The organism is Bradyrhizobium sp. SRS-191, from assembly GCF_024586915.1.
GTDB lineage: Bacteria > Pseudomonadota > Alphaproteobacteria > Rhizobiales > Xanthobacteraceae > Bradyrhizobium.
Window position 1 is genome coordinate 183,501 of the sequence record NZ_JANBVS010000001.1, and the last position, 8,693, is coordinate 192,193.

The following is an 8,693-nucleotide window of genomic DNA, read 5'->3' on the forward strand; positions in this document are numbered from 1 at the left end:
CAGGACACCATGGCGGGCTGAAGACGAGTGAGGAGCAGCGGATCAACGCGGACGATGCGCGGCGCTCCGGCGGGACGCTCCGCTGCGTGCTGCCCAGGCACGTCAGGCGAAGCGTGGCTTCGATTCTGCACCGGCAGGTCCGTCATTGGCCGCGCCGGTGGTCACATTAAGGCCGGTTCATCACTGAACGAGGGCTGAACCGCCGGCCCGATCGGAACCGATCCCCTGCGACACGATAGCGCTGCAGCGCAATTAGACAACAGCGGCGGTGCTGCAATCGGCATGGAGCTGCCCTGCCGGCACCGTGGCCGGGCAGGGCGTCGCGCCAGGGACGCGCTACTGCTTGGCCGGCTGCGGCGAGGGCGAGGCCTGCGGCGCGGCGGGCTGGGCGGCTGCCGGCGCCGATCCGGCCGGGGCCGGCGTGGCAGCGGGGGCCGGCGCGGCGGCGACCTGCGGCTTGGCGTCCGGATTGATCCAGCAGGTGTGGACGTGGTTGTTCAGCGAGTTCGGCACCTTGTCGTCGATCTGGCCGACGAAGCGGGTCAGGCAGCGGAACGAGGCCTGGATGTGGCCGCCCGGGCAGCCGAACCGGTCATAGAGGTCGAGGTGGCGGAACGCGGTATCGAGGTCGTCGCGGTACATCAGCTGCACCACGCGCCGGCCGAGCCAGACGCATTCCGGATTGCCGGCCGGGCCGCCGCTCAGCGCCTGGGCGGCCTCGTTGAATTCATCCGCCTTGCGCTGGTTTTCCTTGAGGTCCGCCGGGCTCGAGGCCTGCGGCTTTTGGTCCTGGGGGTGGTCGTTGCCGCTCTGGGCGAAGGCGCCGGGGACGCCGGCGAGGACCGCAAGGCCCAAAGAGAGGCCCACAGACGCGACAAGGCGGGAAACCGTAAACTTGGACTGGAGCACGCGTCGACCCATAAATTCCCCGAATGTTGCCTTCATGCCGTCCCCTGGCGGACGCAGTGTTGATGCCGATCAAATCGGCCCCGATTGCGGCGGGAGATTGATTCCGACCGTCGCATGCCGTTCCTAAAATGGCGTTCCCAACGGGCGCATGAACGGCACCTTGAAACCGCGGGTGCGACGGGCAGGTCAACCGGAGATTCCCAATGACTGGAATCTCGGATTTTGTCCAGCAACGCCCGAACTTTCTCGCGTCATCGTAAAGGACGGATGTGACGAAGGGCGCCGCGCCGCGGCGGGCTCCGGAGATCGCCTACTTGGCAGATCGCCGCCGACCGGGTAATCGACACCACCTGCCTGGAGACACGGAACTGAAATCCCTTCGTACGCCGCTGGCGCTTCTGCTCATTTCCTTGGGTGTCATCGCCGCTGCGTGGTGGTGGCTGGCCAAGCCCATCACGCTCGCGCGCGCGCCCATCGAACTCGATTCGAAGGTGCAATGCGTGTCCTATGCGCCGTTCCGGGGACAGCAGAGCCCGCTGGATCCGACCACGCATATCGAGGCCGAGCAGATCGAGCAGGATCTGGTGCAACTCGCCAAGATCAGCGAGTGCGTGCGCACCTATTCGATCGAGAACGGCCTCGACCAGGTGCCGGCGATCGCCTCGCGGGTCGGCATCAAGGTCATCCAGGGGATCTGGCTCGGCTCCAACAAGCTGAAGAACCAGCAGCAGATCGGCATCGCCGTCGACCTGATCAAGCGCTATCCGAACGTGATCACCGCGGTCGTGGTCGGCAACGAGGTGCTGCTGCGCGGTGAGATGACCACCGCCGATCTCGCCGCCACCATCCGCAGCGTCAAGGCGCAGGTCCAGGTCCCCGTCACCTATGCCGACGTCTGGGAGTTCTGGCTGCGCAACCGCGAACTCTACGACATCGTCGACTTCGTCACGGTTCATATTCTGCCGTATTGGGAGGACATGCCGGTGCGCGCGAAATTCGCCGCCTCCCATGTCGACACCATCCGCCAGCAGGTCGGCGCGGCCTTCCCCGGCAAGGAGATCCTGATCGGAGAGACCGGCTGGCCGAGCGAGGGCCGCATGCGCGAGGGCGCGCTGCCGTCGCGCGCCAACCAGGCGCGCGTGGTGTCGGAGATCCTCTCGCTCGCCAAGCGCGAGAATTTCCGCGTCAATCTGATCGAAGCCTATGACCAGCCGTGGAAGCGCAAGCTCGAGGGCACCGTCGGCGGCTATTGGGGCCTGATCAGCGACGACACGCGCGCGCTGAAATATCCGCCGGGCGAGCCCGTCAGCAACTATCCCTTGTGGAAGCTGCAGATGGGCGGCGGCATGATCCTGTCGTTCGTCGTGTTCCTCGCCGGCTGGCTGACGGTGCGCCGCCGGCCCTGGCCGCCGCACATCTCGGCCTGGATCGGGGTCGGCATCTCCGCCACGACGGCCGGTGTTCTGCTCGGCATGGCCGCCGACAAGATGTTCTATGAGAGCCTCGGCGTCGGCGGCTGGCTGCAATGGGGCGCGCTGCTCGCCGCCGGCGTGCTGGCGCCGATCCTGGCCGCCAATGCCGCAATGGCCGGGCGGCCGCTGCCGACCTTCCTCGATCTGCTCGGGCCGAATGACGGCCGCAAACAGCTCAAGATCACCTACACGCTGGGTCTGGTGCTGATCGTCACGGTGCTGATCGCGGCCGAGACGGCGCTGGGCTTCGTGTTCGACCCGCGCTACCGCGACTTCCCATTCGCGAGCCTGACCATGGCGGTGGTGCCGTTCGCGATGCTGCTCGGCAATCGTCCGGCGCAGGGGCCCCGACCGATCGCCGAGGCCAGCTTTGCCGGCCTGCTGGCGATCTCGTCGGTCTACGTGATCTACAATGAAGGCCGCGACAATTGGCAGGCGCTGTGGACCTGCGCGATGTATCTCGCCTTGGCGTTCACGCTGTGGCGGGCGCGGGCCGCGCAAAGCCGAGGATGAGCAGGCCGATCGCCAGGCCCGACAGCACGATGTTGTAGAGCACGATGCCGACGCCGGCGGCGATCAGCCCGCCGGTCAGCAGCACGATCGACGGCCGCATCACGTGCAGCACCGCGATCACCAGCGCAGTGGCGCCGAATACCGAATTCTTGAACAGCGTGGTCGCGACCGCGCGGCTCTTGCAGGCGAGCGTCTGCAGCCCTGCGTCGCAGGCGAGCGCGACGCTCGACAGTTCGATGGCGAGATAGCGCAGATAGAGGGCGTAGCCGACGGTGACGAAGCCGACGATCAGGAGCCATTGCACCTGATAGGGCGAGAGGCGGAACGGGGTCTTTTTCATGCGCGGGACTATGCTGCGGAACGGATCGCCGGACAAGCCGCAATGGATCTGATCGGACTGCTTTCACAATCCGCTCAGAGCATCGGTCACGATGAGAGGAGCCGTCAGGAGCGGCGGAAGAACGACGACAGCGTCGCCGGCTGCTCCGGCTTCGGCGCCTCGGCCGGCGGCGGGGGCGGCGCCGCTGCGGCGGGCGGCTCCTCGCGCTTGCCATGACGCTGCTGCTGCGCCTGCGGCGGCAGCGCGCGCCGGCGCTGGACCGGCTTCTGGACGGCTGCGGGAGTGGCCGGCTTTGCCTCGGTGGCCTCGGGCTCTTCGCCGACCGCGAGGCGCTGGCCGTCATAGACGGTGGTTTCGCACGGACGCTGGGTCTCGGCCAGGGCCGCGCAGATCCGGGCGGCCGCCGCGGCATCTGTCAGCGGGCCGGCGCCAAGCCGCAGCAGCATGCCGGGGCCGCCGCGGCCTTCCTTCAGCATAATGATCGGCCGGAGAGCCGCGAGGTCGGCATTGCTCTTGACCAGGCCGCGCCACAGCGCCCGCAGGCCGGCGATGGAATTGGCACCGCCGAGATCGACCGCGAACTCGGTCTTCTGGACCGCCGTGGCCGCAGCCTCCGCTGTCTCAGCGCCCTTGGCTGCAACGTCTCCGCTGTCGACCTTGGCCGGCTTGTCGGCGTCAGCAGGCTTGACGGCCGGTTCCGGCTTCGGCTTGTCCGCGCTCGCCGCAGCAGGCGGGGGGGCCGCAGGCGGCCCGGCATTCGTTGCAGCCGCTCCGCCGGGGACGGGCATGAACGGCGACAGATTGGCGAAGGCCGGCAATGAATTCGGCGAGGAACTCGACGGGGCGGAGCCCACCGAGGCCGCCGCGGGCGGCTGCGAATCGACCGCCGCGATCTGCGGCAGTGGCGCGGGTTTCTGCGAGGAGGTCTGATTCGATCCGGCCTGTACGCTCTGCTTGGCCAGTGTGCCGGTGACCGATTCGAGGCCCTGCTCGAGCACGGTCACGCGGGCGTAGAGCCGGTCGCGATCGGTGTTGAGGGTCTCGATGGCGGCTCCGAGCTGGCGCGCCTCGCCCTGGGTGTCCCGGGCAAGCGACTGCAACAGCTGCGCCTGGCGCGACAGATCGGCCGCCGAAATCCGGTCCTTGCGCCATCCTTGCGCCGCTTGGCTGACAAAAATGGCCAGCCCGACGGCACCGACGGCGCCGGCTCCCCACCAGCCCAGCCGCCACATCGCGCGGCGATCGAGCTCGTTTTCGTCGGCAAACAGTCCGGGTAGCGATCCGCCGGTCTTTTCAACTCCATGCGCGCCGGCTGATTTGTGGGAGTCCTTAGCCATGAACCTGCCTTAATCGAATCACGAAGCGAACATTAACAGGAAAACCCGTATGGGTTTCAGTCGGTGCAGGTTTGCCGCGTGCCGAAAACGATTTATGACAGCGCCACCTGTGCCGCTCAGCTTTTCCCAGGGTGTTTGATGACCGCTCGATCCAGTCTGACCATTGTGCTCGCGGCCGGCGAGGGCACGCGGATGCGTACGAGCGTGCCAAAGGTGCTGCATCCCGTCGCCGGCGAATCATTGCTGGCCCATGTGCTGGCCGCCGCGCCGAAGGGGGATGGCGCCAGCATCGCCGTGGTGATCGGCCCTGATCATACCGCGGTCGAGAAGGAAGCAAGGCGCCTGCGCCCCGACGCCAATATCTTCGTCCAGCGCGAGCGGCTCGGCACCGCGCATGCGGTGCTGGCGGCGCGCGAAGCGATCGCGCGCGGGGCCGACGATCTTCTCGTCGCGTTTGGTGACACGCCATTGATCACCGCCGAGACCTTTGCGCGGCTGCGCGCGCCGCTGGCGCAGGGCGCGGCGCTCGCCGTGCTCGGCTTCCGCGCGGCCGATCCGACCGGTTATGGGCGGCTGCTGATGGATGGAGCGAAGCTGATCGCGATTCGCGAGCAGGCTGACGCCTCGGAGGCGGAGCGCGCGATCACGATGTGCAATGCCGGCGTGATGGCGCTGAGCGGCCGGCACGCGCTGGCGATCCTCGACAAGATCGGCAACGCCAACAGCAAGGGCGAGTACTATCTCGTCGATGCCGTCGCGATTGCGCGCGAGCAGGGGCTCGACGCCGTCGTCATCGAAACCTCCGAGGACGAGGTGCGCGGCATCAACACCAAGGCGCAGCTTGCTCAGGCCGAGGCCGTGATGCAGGCACGGCTGCGACAGGCGGCCATGGACGCCGGCGTGACCTTGATCGCTCCGGAGACCGTCTATCTCGCCGCCGATACGACGTTCGGCAAGGACGTCACGATCGAGCCGTTCGTCGTGATCGGGCCGGGCGTGTCGATCGGCGATGGCGCGATCGTGCACTCGTTCTCGCACATCGTGCAATCGAAACTGGGCCGCAACAGCCTACTCGGACCGTTCGCGCGGCTGCGGCCGGGCACGTCGCTCGGGGACGGCGCCAAGATCGGCAATTTCGTCGAAGCCAAGGCCGCCGTGCTGGAGCCCGGCGTCAAGGTCAACCATTTGTCCTACATCGGCGATGCCCATGTCGGCGCGAACGCCAACATCGGCGCGGGCACCATCACCTGCAACTATGACGGCTTCAACAAGTACAAGACCACGATCGGGGAAGGCGCGTTCATCGGCACCAACACCTCGCTGGTGGCGCCGATCAGCATCGGTGCGCGCGCCTATATCGGCTCAGGTTCCGTGATCACGCGCGACGTGCCGGATGACGCGCTGGCGCTCGAGCGCAGCCCGCAGACGACGCGCGAAGGCGCGGCGGCGCGCTTCCGGAGTGCGAAGCAACGTCAGAAGAAGTGAGCCGGCCGATCAGCCTTCGTCGTCCTGGAACTCGGCAAACATCGCGCGCGTCAGGCGCCAACCGCGGCGCGTGGCGTGCTTGACCGGCTCGTTGCTCCGATGCTTGACCGGCATCGGCTTGAGCTCATGGGCCAGGGTCGGCGGCGGCCAGTGCGCCAGATGGCTGCCGGACGTCGGGTGCGACAGGCTGAGCGAGCTGGTGCCCTTGGGATCTGTGGGGCGGCGGGTATAAGTCATGGCGTCCTCTCCGGCGCGACAGTCTCGTCGCGAAAGCGTTGACCGGGCGTTAAGGCCGCCGTGAACCGGACCTCCGCATCGAACCGGAGTTGCGGGCCGATGCCGCAGTCAAGGCTGCCACTTAACCCTGTCGCAATCCGCAATAATTATTGAATCCTGAAAGCGCGCGGTTTTCGTTAAGACAATGCCACGGATTTGAATCTCTCTCGACGATTTGGGGACTAGCGCTGATGTGCGGAATCATCGGGATCCTGGGACGCGGGCCGGTTGCCGAGCATCTCGTCGATTCCCTGAAGCGTCTGGAGTATCGCGGCTACGACTCCGCGGGTGTTGCCACTCTCGAAGGTGATCACCTCGACCGGCGCCGCGCCGAGGGCAAGCTCAAGAACCTCGAGAAGCGGCTCGAGCGGGAGCCGTTGAAGGGGCATGCCGGCATCGGACACACGCGCTGGGCGACGCACGGCAAGCCGACCGAGAGCAACGCGCATCCGCACGCGACTGATAACGTTGCGGTGGTCCACAACGGCATCATCGAGAATTTCCGGGAACTACGTGCCGAGCTCGAAAAGCAGGGCGCGAAGTTCGCCTCCGAGACCGACACGGAGACGGTCGTCCATCTCGTCAATTCCTATCTGCTGAAGGGGCACACGCCGCAGCAGGCGGTGGCTGCGTCGCTGCCGCACTTGAAGGGCGCGTTCGCGCTGGCCTTCCTGTTCAAGGGCCACGGCAATCTGCTCATCGGTGCGCGCAAGGGCTCGCCGCTGGCGATGGGCTATGGCGACGGCGAGATGTTCCTGGGCTCGGACGCCATTGCGCTGGCGCCGTTCACCGACACGATCAGCTATCTCGATGATGGCGACTGGGTCGAGATCACCCGCGAGTCCGGTATCATCCACGATGCCTCAGGCGCGGTGGTGAAGCGCGAGGTCCTGAAATCCGGCGCCTCGTCGTTCCTGGTCGACAAGGCGAACTACCGCCATTTCATGGCCAAGGAGATCCACGAACAGCCGGAGGTCGTCGGTCATACGCTCGCGCGTTATGTCGACATGGGCACGGAGCGCGTTGCGCTGCCGGCGCGGCTGCCGTTCGATTTCAAGGATATCCAGCGCATCTCGATCACTGCCTGCGGCACGGCGAGCTATGCCGGTTTCGTCGCAAAATACTGGTTCGAGCGTTTCGCGCGCGTGCCGGTCGAGCTCGATGTCGCCTCCGAGTTCCGCTACCGCGAGGCGCCGCTGCGCAAGGGCGATCTGGCGATCTTCATCTCTCAGTCGGGTGAGACCGCCGATACGTTGGCGGCGTTGCGTTATGCCAAGTCGCAGGGCGTGCACACGCTCTCGGTCGTCAACGTCCCGACCTCGACGATCGCGCGCGAAAGCGAGATCGTGATGCCGACGCTCGCCGGTCCCGAGATCGGCGTCGCGTCGACCAAGGCGTTCACCTGCCAATTGATGGTGCTGGCGGCGCTGGCGATCGCCGCCGGACGCGGTCGTGGCGAAATCTCCGAAGCCGACGAGACCAAGCTGGTGCATGGCCTCGTCGAGGTGCCGCGCCTGATCGCGGCGGCGCTGACGACCGAGCTGCAGATCGAGAAGCTGGCACGCGAGATCGCCAAGTCGAAGGACGTACTCTATCTCGGCCGCGGCACCTCCTATCCGCTGGCGCTGGAAGGCGCGCTGAAGCTCAAGGAGATCTCCTACATCCACGCCGAGGGCTATGCCGCGGGCGAACTCAAGCACGGGCCCATCGCGCTGATCGACGAGACGATGCCGGTCGTCGTCATCGCGCCCTACGACAAGGTGTTCGAGAAGACCGTGTCGAACATGCAGGAGGTCGCCGCGCGCGGCGGCAACATCATCCTGATGACCGACGCCAAGGGCGCGGAGGAGGCGACCGTGGAGTCGCTGGTGACGATCACCATGCCCGACATGGCCGCGACCTTCACGCCGATCGTGTATGCGATCCCGGTGCAGTTGTTGGCCTATCACACGGCCGTGGTGATGGGCACGGACGTCGACCAGCCGCGCAATCTGGCGAAGTCGGTGACGGTGGAGTAGGCGACGCTTGCGGCTCGTTTCGAGGCGATGCTCTCGCACCGCTTTGAGAAACAGTCGGCGTGAGTTGCGATGCAGCCTCATCCCACTCAGTGTCATCCCGGCGAACGCCGGGATCCATAACCACCGCAGTTCGTGGCTGGCACGCTGGCAGCTCCAGCCTGCCTCAAACCGCTTCCTGGGAGTATGGGTCCCGGATCTGCGCCCGCCAACGCTGTCGCGTTGTCGGGCTTGTCCGGGACGACACTGGTTTTATTCGCGCTCGCCCTTCACCTGGGCGCGAGCGTGCGACCGCTGAATGATCCGGCAGTGGCGGCAAACGCGGCAGCGCTTGCCATCTGATCCT

The 8,693-nt window shown here is 66.6% G+C and carries 7 protein-coding genes; 3 read left to right on the top strand and 4 right to left on the bottom strand.

Features of this window, described 5'->3' with window-relative positions; all coding sequences use genetic code 11:
* Window positions 1–336: 336 nt before the first annotated feature.
* Window positions 337–921, bottom strand: coding sequence for a beta-1-3, beta-1-6-glucan biosynthesis protein (locus tag NLR35_RS01090; protein WP_257164721.1), 585 nt, complete (start codon window positions 919–921; stop codon window positions 337–339).
* Between the two features lie 392 nt (window positions 922–1,313).
* Between NLR35_RS01090 and NLR35_RS01095 the strand changes: the two genes are divergently transcribed.
* Complete coding sequence (locus NLR35_RS01095) at window positions 1,314–2,894, top strand: beta-(1-6) glucans synthase (RefSeq protein WP_257165216.1); 1,581 nt, start codon at window positions 1,314–1,316, stop codon at window positions 2,892–2,894.
* Here the strand turns inward: NLR35_RS01095 and NLR35_RS01100 are convergent.
* Together NLR35_RS01100 and NLR35_RS01105 are read right to left on the bottom strand one after the other, a co-directional pair.
* Entirely contained in the window at window positions 2,854–3,234 is a 381-nt protein-coding gene (locus NLR35_RS01100; RefSeq protein ID WP_257164722.1) for a hypothetical protein, read from the bottom strand. The genes NLR35_RS01095 and NLR35_RS01100 overlap by 41 nt on opposite strands.
* Before the next feature lie 104 nt (window positions 3,235–3,338).
* The gene (locus NLR35_RS01105; RefSeq protein ID WP_257164723.1) at window positions 3,339–4,571 is read right to left on the bottom strand and encodes a hypothetical protein; all 1,233 of its coding nucleotides are present in this window, start codon (window positions 4,569–4,571) and stop codon (window positions 3,339–3,341) included.
* A gap of 138 nt (window positions 4,572–4,709) precedes the next feature.
* On the opposite strand from NLR35_RS01105, the gene glmU reads away from it, so the two are divergent.
* The gene (gene glmU / locus NLR35_RS01110; RefSeq protein ID WP_257164724.1) at window positions 4,710–6,056 is read left to right on the top strand and encodes a bifunctional UDP-N-acetylglucosamine diphosphorylase/glucosamine-1-phosphate N-acetyltransferase GlmU; all 1,347 of its coding nucleotides are present in this window, start codon (window positions 4,710–4,712) and stop codon (window positions 6,054–6,056) included.
* A 9-nt stretch (window positions 6,057–6,065) separates the two neighbouring features.
* Here glmU and NLR35_RS01115 read toward each other — a convergent pair whose 3' ends face one another.
* Complete coding sequence (locus tag NLR35_RS01115; protein WP_257164725.1) at window positions 6,066–6,293, bottom strand: hypothetical protein; 228 nt, start codon at window positions 6,291–6,293, stop codon at window positions 6,066–6,068.
* A gap of 230 nt (window positions 6,294–6,523) precedes the next feature.
* Between NLR35_RS01115 and glmS the strand changes: the two genes are divergently transcribed.
* The gene (gene glmS, locus NLR35_RS01120; RefSeq protein WP_257164726.1) at window positions 6,524–8,350 is read left to right on the top strand and encodes a glutamine--fructose-6-phosphate transaminase (isomerizing); all 1,827 of its coding nucleotides are present in this window, start codon (window positions 6,524–6,526) and stop codon (window positions 8,348–8,350) included.
* Window positions 8,351–8,693 lie beyond the last annotated feature (343 nt).

Excerpts from the sequence above, each read along its gene's own strand:
- NLR35_RS01090 (WP_257164721.1), bottom strand. The coding sequence starts at position 921 with ATGGGTCGACGCGTGCTCCAGTCCAAGTTTACGGTTTCCCGCCTTGTC.
- NLR35_RS01100 (WP_257164722.1), bottom strand. The coding sequence starts at position 3,234 with ATGAAAAAGACCCCGTTCCGCCTCTCGCCCTATCAGGTGCAATGGCTC.
- NLR35_RS01105 (WP_257164723.1), bottom strand. The coding sequence starts at position 4,571 with ATGGCTAAGGACTCCCACAAATCAGCCGGCGCGCATGGAGTTGAAAAG.
- glmU (WP_257164724.1), top strand. The coding sequence starts at position 4,710 with ATGACCGCTCGATCCAGTCTGACCATTGTGCTCGCGGCCGGCGAGGGC.
- NLR35_RS01115 (WP_257164725.1), bottom strand. The coding sequence starts at position 6,293 with ATGACTTATACCCGCCGCCCCACAGATCCCAAGGGCACCAGCTCGCTC.
- glmS (WP_257164726.1), top strand. The coding sequence starts at position 6,524 with ATGTGCGGAATCATCGGGATCCTGGGACGCGGGCCGGTTGCCGAGCAT.